Genomic DNA, 18,644 nt, shown 5'->3' on the forward strand with positions numbered 1-18,644 from the left:
GGGGGGGGGGGGGGAGTGGGGGGTGGGTGTCCTCGGGGGGGAAACCGCCCTTTGATTCCCCCCCCCTGCCCCGTTGTTGCCCTTCCCCGCCCCCGCCTCCGCCGTCGCCATCTCCTCCTCCCTCGGCCGCCGGCCCACCCCCGGCATGGGCGTGTACGGCGCCACCAAGGCCGCCCTGCACCACCTCGTCCCGACCTGGGCGATCGAACTGGCCCCGCACGGCATCCGGGTCAACGCCGTGTGCGCGGGCATCACCGACACACCGGGCCTGCGCGCCGGCGCCGCGCGTCTCCCCGGCCTCGAACAGGCCGTGATCGACACGAACCTGATCAAGCGGCTCGCCACCGCCGACGAGATCGCCCACCCCGTGCTGACCCTGCTCGACGAGGACCTCAGCGGGTTTGTCACCGGGTCCGTCTGGGACATCGACGGCGGCTTCCAACGCGACCCGGGCGGACCGGCCCGCGGCACCGGCCCCGAAGGAGTCCACCATGACGCCGCATGACGTGGTCGTCGTCGGCGGCGGCCACAACGGGCTGACCGCGGCCGCCTATCTGGCCAAGGCGGGACTGGACGTAGTGGTCCTGGAGGCGAAGGAGTACGCCGGCGGCGGCGTCGTCACCCGGGAGGTGACCCTGCCCGGGTTCCACCACGACCTGCACGCCATCGCGCACATCTTCATCCAGGGCAATCCGCTGATCCGCGAGGACGAACTGGGCCTGCTCTCCCGGCACGGCCTGCGCTACGTCTTCCCCGACCCGAGCATCGCCGTCACCTTCCCCGACGGCGACCACATCGCCTTCTACCGGGACGTGAACCGCACGGCGGAGACGATCGCCGCGATCTCGCCACGGGACGCGGACAACTACCTGCGCTTCCACGCCTTCACCGACCAGCTGCTGGACACCCTGATGGGCAGTCTGTTCCGGCCGCCGCCCCCGTTGGGGGAGTTCCTCGCCGGGCTCGATCGGTCCGAGGCCGGTCAGGAACTGCTGCGCATGCTGCTGATGAGCTATCACGACGTCGTCAACGAGTGGTTCGAGCACCCCAAGGTCCGTGCGGCACTGGTCCGTTGGGTGTCGGAGATCCTGGCCGCCCCCGAGGAGGGCGGCACCGGAGCGTTCCTGCTGATGATGGTGCCGGTCATCCACCGCTACGGCCTCGGCTACGCCGTCGGCGGATCCGGGTCCCTGACGACAGCACTGGTCGGTGCCCTCCGGGAGCAGGGAGGGGCGATCAGGACCAGCGCCCCGGTCGAGCGGTTCACCTTCACCGGTGACCGGGTGACCGGCGTCGTGCTCGCCTCGGGGGAGCGGGTGGAGGCCCGGCGTGCCGTGGTGGCGGATCTGAACATCAAGCAGCTGCCGGCCATGGTCGACCACCGCTTCGGACCCGACTGGGAGCGCAAGGTACGGCGCATCAAGCCCGCGGGATTCGGACTGCTGACCGGACATTTGGCCCTGAGCGAGGCACCGGTGTTCAAAGCCGGCCCCGAGGTGGGCGGCGCCGGGTTCCAGGAGACGGCCGCCGCCCTGCCCGACCTGATGCGGACCTTCGACGGGCTGAAGTACGGCATCCCGGCCACCGGCATCCCCAGCATCTCGGTGGCGAGCGCCTGGGATCCCACCCGTGCGCCCGCCGGACGGCACACCCTGTACCTGCTGAGCTACGCGCCCCTCGCACTGGACGCGGGACGCTGGGACGAACGCAAGGAAGAGATCTTCGACCAGGTCTTCGACACCTTCTGCGGCCTCACCACGAACATGAGTGCCCAGAAGGTGCTCGGCAGGGCCGTCGAGAGCCCGTTGGACGGCGAGCGCTTCAACGCCGCGTGGCCGAGCGGCGATCCGGGCCACTTCGGGTCGCAGCTCTTCCAGTTCATGGGCTATCGGCCCCTGCCCAACATGGGCTACCGGCTGCCCGGCGAGGGCTTCTACCTCGTGGGACCGTCCACCCACCCCGGGTCCGGGGTCACGGGCGGAGCACGTGCCGGCGCCCAGGCCGTCCTGCGCGACCTGGGGCTCGACGTCGCAGCGGTGATGACCGGGACGTGACCCACACAACCCGTGGTGCGGACCGCACGGAGGCGAGCGGCGTGGACATCGGAATTCTTGGCCCCCTGACGGTGTGCGCGGGTGGCGGACAGCGCCAGGCCGTGCCCACCGCGCCGAAACCGAGACAGCTGCTCGCTCTCCTGGCGGCCCGCGCGGGCACGGTGGTGCCCGTGGACGTCCTGGTCGACGAACTCTGGGAGAACGAACCCCCGCGCAGCGCGCTGACCGCCGTACGCACCTACGTCGTCCAGCTGCGCCAGTCGCTCGCCCGCACCCTGCGCACCAGCACGGTCGAGGTGGCACGAGACGTCCTGCCGTTCGCCGGCTGGGGATACCGCCTCGCCGTCGACCCGGACCAACTGGACGCCGGTGTGTTCGCGCGCCATGCCGCACACGGCAGGCGCGCGCTGCTCGACGGCGAGCACGACCGGGCGTCGGCGCTGCTGCACCAGGCGCTGCGACTGTGGCGCGGCCCCGCCTTGGCGGACGTCAGGATCGGGCCGCACCTGCTGGCGCATCGCACCACGCTGGAGGAACGTCGGCTGGGCGTGATGGAACAACGCGTGGAGGCGGACCTGCGCCTCGGCCGCCACCACCATCTGATCGGGGAACTCGCCGAGCTGACGGCGCGCCACCCCCTGCACGAGAACCTGCATTCCCTCTTCATCATCGCGCTGTACCGCGACGGGCGCGCCGACCAGGCCCTGCGGGCGTTCGCATCGCTGCGCGAGAACCTCCGGGAAGAGCTGGGCATCGACCCCTCGCCCCGAGTACGCGATCTTCAGGAAGCCATCCTCACCACTACGTGACCCCGGTTTTCCCGTCCGTGAGAAGCCAGGAGTGAGCAGATGCCCACCGAATCGCCCGCCCGTCGACGCCGTCCGGCCGATCTCCTCTTCGACCCGCTGCTCGGCCTGTTCTTCACCCGGGGACGCGTCGAGCGGGTCGAACGGCTCACCCCCCGGGTCCGCATGATCCGCGTTTCCGGGCCGGCCGTGCGCGACCTGGCCTGGACACCGGGCCATCATGTGCGGGTGCACGTCAAGGACTTGGGGGCACCGGTGTGGGCCGGGATGCTGCGCGACGTGCTGCGTACCTACTCGGTCTGGGCGTACGACGGGGAGGGGTTGGAGCTTTGTCCCCTGGACCACGGCGACGGACCTGGCGCGGGCTGGGCCCGCTCCGTGCGGGTGGGGGACGAGGTCGCTTTCCGGGGACCCGAGGGCGGGTTCGTCGTCGACCGGTCGGCCCCCTATCACCTCTTCGTCGGCGAGGAGACCGCCTCGGTGGCCTTCGGCGCGATGCTGCGGGCGTTGCCCGACGAGGCCCGCGTGCACGGGGTCGTCGAGGTCGCCGGGCCGCAGGACCGGTTGCCGCTGCCGCGTTCCGCTGAGCTGCGCTGGCGCTTTCGCGGGGACTGCGCGGCGGCCGCGTCCCCTTCGCTGCTCGCGGCCGTACGCGAGCTGGACCTGCCCGGCGAGCCCGGCGTCGCGTATCTGGCCGGGGAGGCCCGTGCCTGCCAGGCCGTACGTCGGCACCTGGTCGACGAGCGTGGCTGGCCCCGGCGTTCCGTCCTGGTCAAGCCTTTCTGGACGCCCGGTCGGCGGGGCATGGACTGAGCTCCTCCGCCCGGTTCCGGGGTGCACCGGGAGGAGCGGCTGCCACCGGTGTCGGCGCAGCCGCAACACGACGTCGGGCCATCTCGGACGTGCTCAGGCCGAGCGCACCGCGGGCAGGTCCAGTTCCAGCCGGAACAGCCGGGACCGGGTTTCCGCCTCCAGCCGGGGATCGGCCGCCAGGACGGCCTGCTGCAGTTTGCGCAGACGCGGCGACGGATCTATTCCCAGATCCTCCCGGAGGGAATTCCGGATCTTGTGGAAAACGTCGAGAGCCTGCGCGGGCCGCCCCGCCCGGTACAGCGAAACCATGAATTGGGAATGCAGGTTCTCGTGCAGCGGATATTGCAGGACGAGACCGGACAGCTCGCCGATCAGTTCATGGTGATGACCGAGTCGGAGGTCGGCCTCCACTCGCTGCTCGACGGCCGTCAGCCGCTTTTCCTCCAGATGAGTGCGGTGCGCCAGGAGATGCGGCCCGAGCCGCACGCCGGCCAGCGCGGGGCCGCGCCAGATCCGCAGGGAGCGACGCAGCAGCACCGACGCCTGGTCGTTGGCGCCGGCGGCCAGTGCGTTGCGCCCCAGCTCGGCACAGCGCTGGAAGGCCCGTACGTCATGCGTTCCCCCGTCGGCCGTCAGTTGGTACCCCCAGCCGGTGAACGGCAGCACGTCCGTGGCCACTTCGCTCAGGTCGATCCGCAGAGCCTGCGCCAGTGACCTGCGCAGCTGCCCGATGTACGTCTGCACGGTGGTCACCGCGCTGGACGGCGGACGACTCTCCCACAACTCGTCGATCAGCAGGTCCATGGAGATCACCTCGTCCGCCCGGGCCGCCAGCAGGGCCAGCAGCTGCCGTGGCTTGGGCGCGGAGGGAGCGGCCTCATTGCCGTCCGACCTGACCACCAAGGGACCCAGAATTCCTATGTCCATTCCACCCCCGTTGAAGCTTGCACAAATCCGTAGTTTGAATTTTGCACAATGCTACGGAATGAATCGCGTCCGGCCATGCGGTCGCAGGCCGTCCGCTTTGAGACTTTCCCCCGATGCTACAAGCGCTACCGGCCGGTGCGTCAAGGTCCTTCATGTGGATTTGTTCCGCTGTGAATGCGCTGTCCTGTTAATGGACAGTAAAATTCGAACCGACGCGTTCCGTCGGGCAGAATTCCATGGTCGAAACCGCTTGCTCGGGCAGTCTTGACCGATTCTCTGGTGAGACCGGGTTCGCTAAGGCTGAAAAGAGATCCCGCCCGCCAGGGGAGCGCGACATGGACACCACGCCGAACAGCCTCATCACCTACGGGCTCGAGCAGCTCGCGGAAGGCGTATACGCCTATCTCCAGCCGGACGGCGGCTGGTGCCTGAACAACGCGGGCATCGTGATCGGCGCCGAGAACACCCTGCTCATCGACACCGCGGCCACCGAGGCGCGGGCGCTCGTCCTGCGGGAGACGGTGCGTACTCTCAGCCCGCGTCCCGTCGGCACGCTGGTCAACACCCACAGCCACGGCGACCACACCTTCGGCAACCACCTCTTCAGCGAGAGCGCCACCATCGTGGCCCACGAGCGGGCAGCGGCAGAGATGGCCGAGTACGGCCTGGCCCTGCGGGACCTGTGGCCCCAGGTGCGCTGGGGTCATGTCGAACCGACGCTGCCGAAGGTGACCTACCGGGAACGGCTGTCCCTGCCCGACCTCGGAGCGCGCGTGGAACTGCTGCACGTCGGCCCCGGGCACACCGCCGGAGACACCGTCGTGTGGCTGCCCGACGAAAGGGTGCTGTTCACCGGAGACCTTGTCTTCTCCGGCGCGACCCCCTTCGTGCTGATGGGCTCACTGACCGGATCACTCCACGCGCTGGACCGACTGCGCGAGCTGGAACCCCTGCACGTCGTCCCCGGTCACGGCCCGCTGGGCGGACCGGAACTGCTCGACGCCAACGTCGACTACCTGCGCTGGGTCGACCAGTTGGCCGGCACGGGCATCGCCGAGGGACTCGCCCCGCTGGACCTGGCGCGGGCCGTGGGGCCGGGACCGTACGGCCAACTCCTGGACAGCGAACGGCTGGTGGGGAACCTCGTACGGGCCTACGCCGAGCGACACGGCGCACAGCCGGCCGCCCCGCTGGACGTACGGGCCGCGTTCGAGGACATCGTCGCGCTACACGGAAGCCTTCCCCACTGCGGTGCCTGACCGTGGGCGGAGAAGCACCCTCCACGAGCGCCCCCGGCCAGGCAGCCGGACTTCAGGGCCACGTGTGTGAGCGGTCGGGAGCCCGTGCCGGGTCAGAGGCGGATGACGACGAGAGCGATGTCGTCGTCGGCGCCGCCGGCGACGTCGAGGCGGGCCAGCAGCGCGTCGGCCAGCTGGGCAGGGGCGCGGGTGCTGTCCTGGGCCAGGGCCGTGGTCAGGCGCTCCAGGCTCTCGTCGATGTCCTCGTCGCGGCGTTCGATCAGGCCGTCGGTGTACAGCACGAGCGTGTCCCCCGGGGTGTAGGTGAGGCCCGCCTGGGGGCGCGGGACATGGTGCATGCGGGCGCCGAGCGGCGGATCGGTCGCCTGGTCCAGCAGTTCGCAGGTGCCGTCGGAGTGGAGCAGCACGGGCGGCGGGTGACCGGCGTTGCTGTAGATGATCAGCCTGCTGCGCGTGTCGATGAGTACCTTGACCGCGGTCGCCGCCGTCGCACCGTCCACGGAGCGGGCGTAGAGGCCGAGGATCTCCAGGGCCTGGGCGGGGCTGGGAATGGCGCGGATCACCGCGCTCAGGGCGCTGCGGAGCATGCCCATGACCGCGGCAGCGTGCAGGCCGTGGCCGACGACGTCTCCGACCGCCGCGGAGTAGCGGTCGGGCGGCAGGTCGACGACGTCGTACCAGTCGCCGCACACATTCAGTGACGTGGTCGCCGGCAAGTAGCGCACGGCGATGTTGTCGCCGTGCCGGTCCAGGTCGGGGGCGGAGAGCATGGCCTCTTGCAGCGCGACGGCGACCTGGCGTTCGCGGGCGTGGGCCTGGCGCAGCTCCTGGTTCAGCCGGTGCAGCTCGCGGGCCCGCGCGTACAGCTCGGCGGCCATGCCCTTCTCCCGGTCGGTGAACTCGACGGTGAGCTGGCGTGCCCAGCGCGAGCGGACGAAGGCGGTGACGTCCTCGGCTCGTTGAACGATCCACCTCACCTTGCCGTCCGGCCCGGGAATCGGGGTGTGGATCTCGGACCACCAGCGCTCCTGGAATCCGCTTGGCTGGTCGAGGGCGGGGATGTCGTACCGCTGCAACACCAGGGTGTCCGGTTTCCCGGACTCCAGGACCCGGTGAAACGACGCCTTCAGGTTCTGGTGCGTGTCGTCGGGTGCGCCGGGACTCTCCGGCAGGGCGTCGAAGAAGTACCTCCCGACCAGCTGATCCCTGGTCCGGCCGGTGGCCTGGAGGTAGGCCGTGTTGACGTAGCGGATCACCAGGTCCGTGTCGAGCATGATGTACGGGCTTGGTGTGGCGTCGAAGAACGCCGTGAAATCAATGTCCGCTGTCACCACGCGGTCTCCGTCGCCTACGAGCGCGGCTGCCGGCACCTCCACTCTACGAGTGATCCAGTGGCCCGGCCCACCTGGAGAGCGGCACTCGCTGCCGCACGGGGGACGCTGTCAGGCCGACGCGTCGTCTTTGACGACCACAGACCGGAACGGTCCCTCGAACGCCTTGAACCGCTGCATGGTGGTCAGCCGGACGGCGAAGTACATGGCGGCAGCGGCGGCGGCGACGCGCACCACGTCGGCGATCATGTACTGCACCACCGCGTCCCTGATCTCCAGCAACGACGCGGCGTTCTTGTATTTGATCTCCTGGTACCCGTTGAACAGGGAGACGAGGACGAACAGCCCCCACCACAGGTTCACCGGCCAGATCCGCGCCCTGTACCGCTCGTCCTCGGCGGGCAGCAAAGTGGCGGCCCCCCACATGTCGAGAGCGATGCGGTACGGCATCCAGAGGTTCACCAGCGGGATGAACCAGGCTCCGACGGCCCACCCGGGTCCGTTGCGGAACCGGTCCGGCGCCAGAAGCCCGGTGTCGCGGCGCATACGGAAGAACCAGACGACGAACACGATCGCGGCGGGCAGGTACACGATGTTCTGGTACCTCCCGGACGTCGCGTACAGCGCCGTGGCGGCATCCAGTTCCTGCTGCGGAGCCGTGAGGAAGCCGCCGTCTCCGTCGAACACCGCCAGGAGCCGAAAGCCCGCGAACAGACTGAACAGGTCACAGAGGGCAACCAGAGCGATCCCCGCGACAGCGGCGACCAGCAGACCGAGGGACGACACCGGCGCCCCGGCGGACAGCAGGGGACGCGGACGGAGCTCATTGGATGCGGACATGGCGATGAGGCCCCCACGGACGAGAGATCAAACGGTCCGCGGAACGAGGCGCGGCCGACGCACGATACGCCGATCGCGCATATCCCGTCCATGACAATCCAGGAGGGTCCGGTGGGGGCCTGTTCTCAGCGGACGGAGATCGGCCGAGGTCAGCCGAGCTTGAGGAGGCCGCCTTCGATCACGGCGCGGCCGAAGGGGCTCGCCAGTTCGGCGAGGCGCTCGCACTCGGCGTCACCCAGGGCGGCGTAGGCGGGAAGGGCCAGCTGGTCGGTGCGGTCCTCGATGTGCCGACGCAGGGTGACGCCCTCCGCGCTGAGGGAGTCGCCGTCGAGGAGACCTCGCTCTCGCAGGCGCTCCTGGGTGGCGGCCCACTCCGCCTCGGGCCATGCGCGGCTCGCCTTGAGGAAGTCGACGGGAACCTCACCGGTGGCCGCGTGCAGAACGAGGGCCTCCAGGCTCCCGACGCCCTCGCTGAGCAGACACGCGACATGGCCGTCTCCGCGGAACTCCCGGAGCAGCGTCTGGGCATGCCACAGTCGCAGCACGGGTTCCTCCGGCCAGGGCAGTGCGGCATGGGCGGCGAACAGCGGGCGGCCCGGCGTGTGTTCGCAGGCCGCGTCCGCGGCCCGGCGGGTCAGGTCCAGGACCTCGGTCAGGTCGGGCAGTTGGTGGATTCCCGCCCGCCGCAGTGCTTCGCCCGCCGCGGCGTACCGGGCGTCCAGCACCTGCTGTGGCGTCGTCGCGTCCCAGGCCCCGGCGAGCGCCTGCCGTACGAGATCAGGGTTGAAGTTGTAGAAGGTCGAGATGACCAGCTCGGCGGATGCCCGGCCGAACGCGGCGCTGCGGGAGGTGAAGTAGCCGGCGCGTCCACTCAGCCCGAGGTCCGCGTACCGGCGCCTTGCCTCGGGGACGAAATAGATCATGCCGTGCACGGGTTCGAGTCCGCGCCAGGCCGCGCGCGCTGCCTTCATGGTTTTCCCTTCGGAGAGTTGACGGACGGGCTGTTCGCCGCGCTTCCGTATGCGCCGTGTGCTCGCAGGTGTTCGAGCAGCAGGCGGTTCAGCGCATCGGGGGCCTCCTCGGGGACCCAATGGCTGACGTCCTGGAGGATCTCGAACCGGTACGGTCCGTTGACCCACCGCCCGGTCTCCTGGGCGGCCCTCGGGCCGAACGCGCTGTCGTTCGTGCTCCAGACGTACAGCGTGGGCACGTCGATGCCGCCGATCGTGCCGTCGGGGCGGCCCGCCCGGTACCAGTTCAGCGCGGCGGTGAGGGCGCCCGGCCGGGACAGGTGCCGTACATAGGCATCGGCACTGTCCCGCGGGACCTTCCCGGCGTAGAAGGCGCGGAGCATCTGGGCGTCGTGGGCCAGCATGCGCTCTTCGGTCGCGGGCGTCTCACGCCAGTCGATCATGTAGCGCGAGCGCTCGCGCTGGTCGTCGTCGGTGCGCAGGGTGGTGGCCAGGGCGCCGGGATGGGGTGTCGAGACAACCGTCAGCGTGCGTACGCGGCCCGGATGGGCGTCGGCGGTCCACCAGGCCACCGCGCCTCCCCAGTCGTGCCCGACCAGGTCGAACGCCGCCCACCCCAGTGCCTCCGTGATCGCGACCACGTCGTCGACGAGCAGGTTCACGCGGTAGTCCGCGGGATGCTGGGGGCGGGCGCCGGGGGAGTACCCACGCTGGTCGGGTGCCACCACCCGGTAGCCGTGCGCGGCCAACGCGGCGATCTGCCGCTGCCACGCCATCGCCGTCTGCGGGAAGCCGTGCAACAGCAGCACCGGGCGGCCCTCCGGTGGACCCGCCACGATCGCGTCGAACACGCCCGCTCCGGTGGAGATGTTCAGCTCGGTCACGACCGCCCCTTCATACCGACTGGTCGGTAGACTTCAGGTGGAGGGGCCGGCTGTCAAGGCCGCGGGTATGTGCGCTTCCCGGTGGCGATGAGGCGTGTGGTTGAACATGACGCCAGATTCAACTATAACCAGATCCGGAGGTCGACTCCTGTCCCCCCTGCGGCTATGGCTCATGTCATCGCTCATCGGGTGCGACGGGTAACGGGCCCGCACCGCGCCGCAGTTGGCGCTCCGCACGCCCAACGGCATCGAGCCCGGCTCACGGAGCTCGGAATTCCGGCTCCCGGGCCCCGGGCGCGCCGGACCAACAGGAAGCAGTGAGGCGACATGAGGGAAGCAGTCATCGTTTCGACGGCACGGACGCCGATCGGAAAGGCCTACCGGGGTGCGTTCAACGACACCCAGGCACAGGAACTCGCCGCCCATGCCCTGTCGCACGCCGTACAGCGTGCCGGGCTCGAAGGCGGCGAGGTCGAGGACGTGATCTTCGGCTGCGCCGTGCAGCAGGGGTCGGCCGGATTCAACGTCGCCCGCCAGGCCGCTCTCCGTGCCGGGCTTCCGGACACCGTGTCGGGCATGACGATCGACCGGCAGTGCTCGTCGGGCCTGATGGCCGTGGCGACGGCCGCCAAGCAGATCGTCGCGGACGGCATGCAGGTCGCTGTCGGCGGCGGTGTCGAGTCGATCTCCCTGGTGCAGAACGACCACATGAACACCCACCGCATGACGGACCCCTGGCTCGTCGAGCACAAGCCCGGCATCTACCTGCCGATGCTGCAGACGGCGGAGATCGTCGCCGAACGCTACGGCGTGAGCCGCGAGCGCCAGGACGAGTTCGCGCTGGTGTCGCAGCGGCGCACGGCGGCGGCACAGGAGGCCGGCCGGTTCGACCAGGAGATCGTCGCGCTCGACAGCGTCAGGAAGGTGCTCGACAAGCAGTCCGGGGAGGTGCGGGACGAGCAGGTCACGCTGACCCGGGACGAGGGCAACCGCGCCTCGACGACGCTCGACGGCCTGGCCGGACTGGCGCCCGTACTGCCCGACGGTCAGGTGAGTGCGCGCTCCAGCGTGACGGCGGGCAACTCCTCGCAGCTGTCCGACGGGGCTTCGGCTTCGGTACTGATGGAGTCGAGGGAGGCTGAGCGTCGCGGGCTGGAACCGCTCGGCGTCTACCGGGGGATGGCCGTCACCGGCTGCGGCCCGGACGAGATGGGCATCGGTCCGGTGTTCGCCATCCCGAAGCTGCTCAAGCAGCACGACCTCACCATCGACGACATCGGCCTTTGGGAGCTCAACGAGGCGTTCGCCTCCCAGGCGGTGTACTGCCGGGACGAACTGCACATCGACCCGGAGCGGTTCAACGTCAACGGCGGTGCGATCTCGGTCGGTCATCCGTACGGCATGACCGGGGCCCGGCTGGTCGGGCACGCCCTCCTCGAAGGCAGGCGCCGCGGAGTCAGGTACGTGGTGATCTCGATGTGCGTCGGCGGCGGAATGGGCGCGGCCGGACTGTTCGAGGTCGCCTAGCCCGGCAACCCTGCCGGATGAAAGCCGATTACGAGAGAGGCGTGGCATCGGTGGAGAACGCGGTGGAGAACGTGGTGGACAGGACCCGAACCGTGGTCCTGGTGGACTTCGGCGGAGTCATCACCTCCAGTGTGTTGCAGGCGTTCACCGACTTCGGCGCCTCGCTCGGCGGCGACCCACACCTGCCGTTGGAACTCCTCGGCCGGGACCAGCCGTCACGCACCCTCCTGGCCGACCACGAGTGCGGCCGTATCGACGCCGAGGCCTTCGAGCGAGGATTCGCCGAACGTCTCCGCGTCCACGGCGCCGTCGTGGCGGCCGAGGGGCTCACGGCCCGGATGCAAGCCGGAATGTCGATCGACCAGGACATGCTCGCGCTGCTCGGTGATCTTCGAGCCGCAGGGCATCCCGTCGCGCTCGTATCGAATTCGTTCGGTACCGGAACCTACGACGGCGTCGACCTCGCCACCGTTGCCGATGCGGTCGTCATCTCCGCAGAGGTCGGCATCCGCAAGCCCTCCCGACGGATCTACGCGATCGCGTGTGAACGCCTCAGAGCCGACCCCGGGGAGGCAGTCATGATCGACGATCTTCAGCAGAACCTCGACGGGGCGGCACGGATCGGGATCGGCGGCGTCCTGCACACCAGCGCCGCGGACACCCGTCGCCAACTCGCCGAACGTTTCGGGATCAGCGCCTGACCGGTCGAACGAGCCAACCAACGGGCGTGCGGAAGTCCCGTGACGTCCACCGATCTGACCCCCGACCCCAGTTCTTCCGACCACCAGTTCTCCGGAGAGCGCGGTTTGTGACCATGGCGTCGGATTCAAGTACAGTTCCCGCGATGGACATCACCGCGCCCGAGGAGACCGACGGCGAGAAGGCACCCCCCATGGCGCCCCTCTCGCACCTTCGCGAGCCGCCCACGACAAAGCGTGGAGCACGGACCCGGGCCGCCCTGGTGAAGGCCGCGCGCAAGGTGTTCGAACGGGACGGCTACCTCGACACCCGCCTCACCGACATCACCAAGGAAGCCCAGTGCGCGGCGGGATCGTTCTACACCTACTTCGCCAACAAGGAAGAGGTGCTGGCCGCCGTCCTCCTGGAGGCGCAGGAGGACATGCTGCACCCCGGCATGGCCCGGGTCGAAGGCGCCGAGGACCCCTACGCGGTGCTCGAGGCGAGCAATCGCGCCTATCTCGAGGCGTACAGGCGGAACGCGAAGCTGATGGCACTGCTTGAGCAGGTCGCCCAAGTGGAGCCGGAATTCCGTACGTTCCGGAGCCGGCGCGCTGACGCGTTCATCCGCCGCAACGCCCGCGGTATCGCCGACTTGCAGGCGCGCGGTGTCGCAGACGGCGAGGTCGATCCGATGATGGCCTCCCGCGCGCTGTCGGGCATGGTCAGCGTCATGGCCTACAACGCCTTCGTGCTCGGCGAGAGGCAGGAGGACGGCGAGCCGGCGGACTTCGAGGAACTCGTGTCCACGGTCACCCGGCTCTGGGCGAACGCCCTGCGGTTCCCCGGCCGCCACTGATCCGGCGGCCTGAGCCGGGTCGAGCCCGCTGCTCACGGCCCGTTCGCCGGGCGCCTCACTCTTCTTCGGCGGTTCAGCGTCGGTAGTTCATTCCGGCCACGCGTCTGTGCGGCCTTGCCGGGGGCGTCTCAGGACCAACTATTGAACCTGACGTCGGATTCAACTATACATTCGAGAGGAGCCACGGAGGAGGTCGCTGTGAACGTTGCACAAAGAGTCGCCATCGTCACCGGTGGTGGTGGCGGCATCGGGAGCGCGCTGGTCGCGCGGCTCGCTCGTGCGGGTGCCCGGGTCGTCGTCGCGGACCTCGACGCGGACAGCGCGCGGGCGGTGTCGGAGTCGGTAAACGCCGACCATCCGGGAAGCACCGTCAGCGTCGGCGCCGACGTGTCGGACACCGCCCGGATCCAGCAGCTGATCGCCCTGGCCGAGGGCACGTTCGGTCCGGTCGACCTCTACTTCGCGAACGCGGGCATCGCCGGTGCGCCCGGCCTCGACGCGAGCGAGCGGGACTGGGACCTCTCGATCGACGTCAATCTGCGCGCTCACATCCGTGCGGCACGTCTGCTGCTGCCGCGGTGGCTCAAGCGCGGTGAGGGCTACTTCGTCAGCACCGCCTCGGCGGCGGGCCTGCTCACGCAGATCGGCTCCGCCCCGTACGCCGTCACCAAGCACGCGGCCGTCGGCTTCGCCGAGTGGCTGAGTGTCACGTACGGCGATCGCGGGGTCCGGGTCAGCTGTCTGTGTCCCATGGGGGTGAACACCAGGATGCTGTCCGCCGGGAAGGACTCCGGGGACGCGCTGGGACGAGCGGCTGCACAGGCCGTCACGTCCGCGGGTGACGTCCTGGAACCGGCCGAGGTCGCCGACGCCGTCCTGGCCGCGATCGAGGACGAGCGCTTCCTGATCCTGCCGCACGAAGAAGTCCTGGACCTGTACCGGCAGAAGGGCTCGGACTACGACCGGTGGCTGCGCGGGATGCGTCGCTACCAGAGCTCCCTGCTGGAGCAGGCATGACCGGCGGGTCGGCCGAGCTCGTCCTCGCCGAACACCGCGGACCCGTGCTGGTGCTCACCTTCAACCGACCCGCCAAGCTGAACGCCTGGACCGACGAACTCGAAGACCGCTACTTCGCGCTCCTCGACGACGCCGAGGACGACCCGGACGTACGCGCCGTCGTGATCACCGGCGCGGGGCGCGGATTCTGCGCCGGCGCCGACCTTCAGCTACTGGGGGCGGTCGGTGAGACCGACGAGGTCTCCGCGACGGGCAGGGCGCGGCGCAGGCCGCGCGACGTGCCGCTGACCCTGCGCAAACCGCTGATCGGTGCGGTCAACGGGGCGGCCGCCGGACTGGGCATGGTGGAGGCGCTCTACTGCGACGTCCGCTTCGGTTCGCCTTCGGCCCGGTTCACCACGGCATTCGCGCAGCGTGGGCTGATCGCCGAGTACGGGATCTCCTGGCTGTTGCCCCGGCTGGTGGGCCGCGGCAGGGCCACGGACCTGCTGCTGTCGAGCCGCATGGTGGACGCCGAGGAGGCACTCCGTATCGGACTCCTCGACCACCTCGTCTCCACCGGCGGTGTGGTCGATGCCGCTGTCGCGTACGCCGGCGAACTGGCGACGCGCTGCTCTCCGGGGTCCATGGCCACCATCAAGAGCCAGCTGCGCGACGACGCGGACGGCACCTACGCCGACTCCGTGGCCCGGGCGGAGAGCCTCATGCTCCAGGCGTTCCGCGGGGCCGATGTCATCGAAGGCGTGGCCAGTCACCTCGACAAGCGCCCGCCGAACTTTCCCTCCCTACCCGTCAGGAGTACGGATGTCCCTGTTTGAGATGTCGGACCGTGCCAACAAGTACCGGGCGGATCTGCTCGAGTTCATGGACGAGCACGTCTATCCCGCCGAGGCGGTCTACCACGACCAGATGCACGCGTCGGGTGACCCGCACTTCCATCCGCCGGTCATCGAGGAACTCAAGGCGGAGGCACGGGCCCGTGGGCTGTGGAACCTCTTCCACCCGCACCCCGAGTGGGGGCCGGGCCTGACGAACCTGGAGTACGCGCCGCTGGCGGAGATCATGGGGCGCAGCCACATCGCGTCCGAAGCGTGCAACTGCAACGCTCCCGACACCGGCAACATGGAGGTGCTCACGCTGTTCGGCAGCGACGAGCACAAGGAGAAGTACCTGAGGCCCCTGCTCGACGGGACGATGGCCTCGGCCTTCGCGATGACCGAGCCGCGTGTCGCCAGTTCCGACGCCACCAACATCGAGTTGCGGATGGAACGCGACGGCGACGAGTACGTGCTCAACGGCCGCAAGTGGTTCGCGTCCAACGCCCTGCACCGCAACTGCAAGGTGCTCATCGTCATGGGGAAGACGGACCCCACCGCTGCCCCGCACCGGCAGCAGTCGATGATGGTCGTCCCCATCGACGCCCCCGGAGTCACGCTGCTGCGCGGGCTGCCGGTGTTCGGCTACCAGGACCGCGAGGGACACGCCGAAATCGACTTCGCCGACGTCAGGGTTCCGGCCAAGGACGTCCTCAAGGGTGAGGGTGAGGGTTTCGCGATCAGTCAGGCCCGGCTCGGGCCCGGCCGCATCCACCACTGCATGCGGGCCATCGGCGCAGCCGAGCGGGCGCTGGAGCTGATGTGCCGGCGCGCGCAGTCACGGGTGACCTTCGGCAGTCCGGTTGCCGAGAGGTCCAACATCCAGGACTGGATCGCGGAAGCGCGCATCGACATCGAGATGATCCGCCTGCTCACGTTCAAGGCCGCGTACCTGATGGACACGGTCGGGAACAAGGAAGCACGCACCGAGATCGCGGCCATCAAGGTGGCCGCCCCGAACATCGCGCTGAAGATCGTCGACCGCGCGATCCAGGTGTACGGGGGAGCAGGGGTGACGGACGACTTCCCGCTGGCGATGATGTACGCCCAGCTGCGCACACTGCGATTGGCGGACGGTCCCGACGAGGTCCACAAGCGGGCCATCGCCCGGCAGGAACTGCGGCGGTATCGCGAAGGTGGCACCGCGGGTGTGGGGGCGGCGGGCATTCCCGGCGACCGCTAGAGATGTCCCCTGGCGCGGTGAACGTGACGCCGGCGAGCGCGGCGGCTTCGACGTCCGCGTTCGAGAGCATGCCGGACACGGGGGAAGGGGTCGGCGGCGAAGGCGGACAGGGCGTGCAGGACGGTGCCGGGAGCCGCCGCCGCGGGCCGCGCTGATCAAGAAATCGGTGACGCAGACGTGCCTGGCCAGGAACGCGAACGACCGGGTGAAACGGTCGGCGTGCACGGGTGGGCCTTCGCAGCGGTGGACGATCTGGTACCTCGCGGGTGTGGAGCCGGGGCGATGCCGAGCATGGCCTGGTCGAGCTCAGCGAGGCACCGGTTCCTCGGAGGCGGGCAGCGAGTCTGCGGTCTTCGGTACCAGCGCGCGGATGGAGGGGGTGGCGACCATGGCGAGGGTGGCGAGGAGGATGAGCGCGGCGGCCGCGTAGAGGGTGGCATGGAGGCCGAGGAGGAGTACGGCGGGTCCGGCGGCGAACTGGGCCAGCGGGAGCGCGAGGTAGGAGCCAAGGTCGTCGTAGGCGTAGACGCGGGCGAGGCGGTCCTCGGGGATCTGCTCGTTGAGGGTCGAGTACCAGGCGACGCCGGCCTGCTCGATGCCCACGCCCGCCACGAAGTTGGCCACGACCAGCACCCAGGTGTACGGGGCGAGCGCGAGCAGTAGCGGGGTCATCGCCGTCAGGCTCATCAGCGCGCAGCCGACCAGGATCGCGCGCCGTGGCCGCCATCTCAGGGACAGCACGCCGCCGGCGACGGCGCCGAGCGAGCCCGCGGCTACGACCAGGCCCCAGCCGGTGCGGCCGATCCCGGTGGTGTCGGCTACGGCCGGGCCGAGAACAGTGAACGAGGCGGTGATGCCGGCGTTGAGGAAGCAGAAGGACACCACGATCACCCACACCCAGCTGCGGGCGGTGAACTCCCGCCAGCCGACGCGCAGTTCATGCACCAGGCCGGGGCTGGGCGCGGGCGGCGAGACCTGGACGCGGATCAGCGCGAAGGACGTGGCGGCGAGCGCGAAGCTGAGCGCGTCGACGGCCAGGGCCCAGCCGGGGCCGACCGCGGCGACCAGTACGCCGCCCAGCGAGGCGCCCAGGATCATCGCGCTGCTGCCCGCGATCCGGGAGAGCGCGAGGGCGGCGCGGCGGGACTCGGCCGACACGGTCTGGGGCAACAGGGCCTGGGCGGCGGGCTGGTAGCAGGAACTTGACGCCCCGTTGACCGCGGCGAGCACCATGAGCAGCGGGATGGCGGCGCTGTCGGTGAGTACCAGGATGGCGACCACCGCCTGGCTCGCGGCGCTGACCACGCTGCTGCCGACCAGTAGCGGGCCACGTGGCAGCCGGTCCGCCAACACGCCGCCGTACAGCAGGAAGAGGATGCTGGTGAGGGAGTGGGCCCCGACCACCAACCCGAGCGAGCCGATTGACCCGGTGGCGTCGAGCACGGCGAAGGCCAGGGCGATCGGCGCCACCCCGTTGCCGAGCAGGTTGGCCGTCGTACCGATGAAGAGGTGACGGAACGGGCGGTGGCGCAGAGGCGCCAGGGCGGCAGACACGGGCCTGATCGTCGGGGCCGGGAGGCGAGCCCGTCAACGGATTAATGGAATGGCGCCGGGACCAGATGTGGGGCTGCCCACGGGCATTGGCACCCCGGCCTTCGCCTTCGCCGACGCGGCGGGCGTGACCCTGCGGGCCGGCGCATGGGTGCAGGTGGAGCCACACATCGAAACAGCTGTCACAAAGTCCCTCGCACCAACGTCGCGATCACGTCCGCTCCCATGCCTCGAAAATGCCTGCTCACGACCAAGGCATGGCAACTAGTGTCCTGTGGCATGCAACTGACCGTTCTCGGTGGCTGCGGGGCGTGGCCCACCGCCGTTCAGGCATGCAGCGGCTACCTCGTCGAGTACGCGGGTTTCCGCCTGCTCATCGACCCCGGGTACGCCACGCTGCCGTGCCTGCTCGGCCACAGCACCGTCGACTCCATTGACGCCGTGCTGCTCAGCCACGGACACCCCGACCACTGTGCTGACCTCAACCCTCTCCTGCGCGCCCGGGGCCTGAGTGACACGCCACCGCCGGCACTGCCGGTATACGCACCCCACGGCGCAGCCGATGCCGTCCTCGCGCTCGACAAACCGAGCATGCTCGCCGAGGCGTACCACCTGCGCGAGTTCGCGCCTGGCGACCGGTTCGACATCGGTCCGTTCAGAACCGACACCTGGCTGCTGCCGCACTTCGTACCCAACGCCGGCATCCGACTGACCACGCCGGACGCCGTGCTCGCCTACACCGGCGACACGGGTCCGAGCCGCGACATCCTGCGCCTGGCTGAAGGTGCTGACCTGCTGTTGTCGGAAGCCACGTACGTCCACGAGGTACCGACCGTCGACGCGCCGTATCTGCTGACGGCACGACTGGCCGGCCAGTACGCGAGCCAGGCGGGCGCCGCCAGGCTCATGCTCACCCATCTGTGGCCGGGGACAGATCCGAAGGCCGCACACGAAACAGCCGCGCAGTCCTTCCGGCACCCCATCGACGTCGCCACCCCCGGGCTCGTCACCAACCTCGCGCGGGGCAACGGTCATACGGCTCCCGGCCTCGAATGACGCGGACGCCCCG

General features: G+C 69.8%; 18 protein-coding genes. 12 read left to right on the top strand and 6 right to left on the bottom strand.

Annotation, left to right across the window (positions count from 1 at the left end):
* Nucleotides 1–73: 73 nt before the first annotated feature.
* From ACFU95_RS29850 to ACFU95_RS29865, 4 genes are read left to right on the top strand one after another with little or no spacing between them, the layout of a single operon-like run.
* Nucleotides 74–505: an SDR family NAD(P)-dependent oxidoreductase gene (locus ACFU95_RS29850; RefSeq protein WP_383833419.1), complete on the top strand. Its 432-nt coding sequence runs from the start codon at nt 74–76 to the stop codon at nt 503–505.
* The gene (locus ACFU95_RS29855) at nt 492–2,054 is read left to right on the top strand and encodes a phytoene desaturase family protein (RefSeq protein ID WP_383833422.1); all 1,563 of its coding nucleotides are present in this window, start codon (nt 492–494) and stop codon (nt 2,052–2,054) included. The genes ACFU95_RS29850 and ACFU95_RS29855 overlap by 14 nt, the downstream gene beginning before the upstream one ends.
* A complete protein-coding gene (locus ACFU95_RS29860) occupies nt 2,051–2,863 on the top strand; it encodes a BTAD domain-containing putative transcriptional regulator (RefSeq protein WP_383833425.1) in 813 nt (270 codons plus the stop codon). Before ACFU95_RS29855 ends, ACFU95_RS29860 begins: the two co-directional genes overlap by 4 nt.
* A 39-nt stretch (nt 2,864–2,902) precedes the next feature.
* Complete coding sequence (locus ACFU95_RS29865) at nt 2,903–3,673, top strand: siderophore-interacting protein (protein WP_383833428.1); 771 nt, start codon at nt 2,903–2,905, stop codon at nt 3,671–3,673.
* 93 nt (nt 3,674–3,766) lie between these two features.
* Here the strand turns inward: ACFU95_RS29865 and ACFU95_RS29870 are convergent, their stop codons facing one another.
* On the bottom strand, nt 3,767–4,600 hold the full coding sequence (locus ACFU95_RS29870; RefSeq protein ID WP_383833431.1) for a BTAD domain-containing putative transcriptional regulator: 834 nt from the start codon (nt 4,598–4,600) through the stop codon (nt 3,767–3,769).
* 335 nt (nt 4,601–4,935) lie between these two features.
* On the opposite strand from ACFU95_RS29870, the gene ACFU95_RS29875 reads away from it, so the two are divergent.
* A complete protein-coding gene (locus tag ACFU95_RS29875; RefSeq protein ID WP_383833434.1) occupies nt 4,936–5,859 on the top strand; it encodes an MBL fold metallo-hydrolase in 924 nt (307 codons plus the stop codon).
* Between the two features lie 92 nt (nt 5,860–5,951).
* Here the strand turns inward: ACFU95_RS29875 and ACFU95_RS29880 are convergent, their stop codons facing one another.
* The 4 genes from ACFU95_RS29880 to ACFU95_RS29895 all read right to left on the bottom strand — a co-directional run bounded on the left by ACFU95_RS29880 (nt 5,952) and on the right by ACFU95_RS29895 (nt 9,876).
* Complete coding sequence (locus tag ACFU95_RS29880) at nt 5,952–7,190, bottom strand: PP2C family protein-serine/threonine phosphatase (RefSeq protein ID WP_383833437.1); 1,239 nt, start codon at nt 7,188–7,190, stop codon at nt 5,952–5,954.
* Nucleotides 7,191–7,301: 111 nt separating this feature from the next.
* Complete coding sequence (locus tag ACFU95_RS29885; protein ID WP_383833440.1) at nt 7,302–8,030, bottom strand: DUF4328 domain-containing protein; 729 nt, start codon at nt 8,028–8,030, stop codon at nt 7,302–7,304.
* A 149-nt stretch (nt 8,031–8,179) separates the two neighbouring features.
* Nucleotides 8,180–9,001, bottom strand: coding sequence for a hypothetical protein (locus ACFU95_RS29890; RefSeq protein ID WP_383833443.1), 822 nt, complete (start codon nt 8,999–9,001; stop codon nt 8,180–8,182).
* Complete coding sequence (locus ACFU95_RS29895) at nt 8,998–9,876, bottom strand: alpha/beta fold hydrolase (RefSeq protein WP_383833569.1); 879 nt, start codon at nt 9,874–9,876, stop codon at nt 8,998–9,000. The genes ACFU95_RS29890 and ACFU95_RS29895 overlap by 4 nt, the downstream gene beginning before the upstream one ends.
* Nucleotides 9,877–10,212: 336 nt before the next feature.
* Between ACFU95_RS29895 and ACFU95_RS29900 the strand changes: the two genes are divergently transcribed.
* The 6 genes from ACFU95_RS29900 (at nt 10,213) to ACFU95_RS29925 (ending at nt 16,024) form a co-directional block, all read left to right on the top strand.
* A complete protein-coding gene (locus ACFU95_RS29900) occupies nt 10,213–11,412 on the top strand; it encodes an acetyl-CoA C-acyltransferase (RefSeq protein ID WP_383833446.1) in 1,200 nt (399 codons plus the stop codon).
* 41 nt (nt 11,413–11,453) lie between these two features.
* The gene (locus ACFU95_RS29905; protein ID WP_383833449.1) at nt 11,454–12,113 is read left to right on the top strand and encodes an HAD family hydrolase; all 660 of its coding nucleotides are present in this window, start codon (nt 11,454–11,456) and stop codon (nt 12,111–12,113) included.
* Nucleotides 12,114–12,256: 143 nt separating this feature from the next.
* Nucleotides 12,257–12,949, top strand: a complete 693-nt coding sequence (locus tag ACFU95_RS29910; RefSeq protein ID WP_383833452.1) for a TetR/AcrR family transcriptional regulator — start codon at nt 12,257–12,259, stop codon at nt 12,947–12,949.
* Nucleotides 12,950–13,147: 198 nt separating this feature from the next.
* Entirely contained in the window at nt 13,148–13,966 is an 819-nt protein-coding gene (locus tag ACFU95_RS29915; RefSeq protein WP_383833455.1) for an SDR family oxidoreductase, read from the top strand.
* The gene (locus ACFU95_RS29920) at nt 13,963–14,784 is read left to right on the top strand and encodes an enoyl-CoA hydratase-related protein (RefSeq protein ID WP_383833458.1); all 822 of its coding nucleotides are present in this window, start codon (nt 13,963–13,965) and stop codon (nt 14,782–14,784) included. The genes ACFU95_RS29915 and ACFU95_RS29920 overlap by 4 nt, the downstream gene beginning before the upstream one ends.
* Nucleotides 14,771–16,024 carry an acyl-CoA dehydrogenase family protein gene (locus tag ACFU95_RS29925; RefSeq protein WP_383833461.1) on the top strand — a complete coding sequence of 418 codons (1,254 nt, stop codon included), beginning with the start codon at nt 14,771–14,773 and terminating at the stop codon, nt 16,022–16,024. Before ACFU95_RS29920 ends, ACFU95_RS29925 begins: the two co-directional genes overlap by 14 nt.
* 306 nt (nt 16,025–16,330) lie before the next feature.
* On the opposite strand, the gene ACFU95_RS29930 is transcribed toward ACFU95_RS29925, so the two are convergent.
* Nucleotides 16,331–17,578, bottom strand: coding sequence for an MFS transporter (locus ACFU95_RS29930; RefSeq protein WP_383833463.1), 1,248 nt, complete (start codon nt 17,576–17,578; stop codon nt 16,331–16,333).
* Between the two features lie 276 nt (nt 17,579–17,854).
* Between ACFU95_RS29930 and ACFU95_RS29935 the strand changes: the two genes are divergently transcribed.
* Nucleotides 17,855–18,631 (top strand): MBL fold metallo-hydrolase, encoded by a 777-nt coding sequence (locus ACFU95_RS29935; RefSeq protein ID WP_383833466.1) that lies wholly within the window; start codon nt 17,855–17,857, stop codon nt 18,629–18,631.
* The last annotated feature ends 13 nt before the right edge of the window (nt 18,632–18,644 follow it).

The sequence above is a fragment of the Streptomyces sp. NPDC057623 genome (genome assembly GCF_042800355.1).
GTDB lineage: Bacteria > Actinomycetota > Actinomycetes > Streptomycetales > Streptomycetaceae > Streptomyces.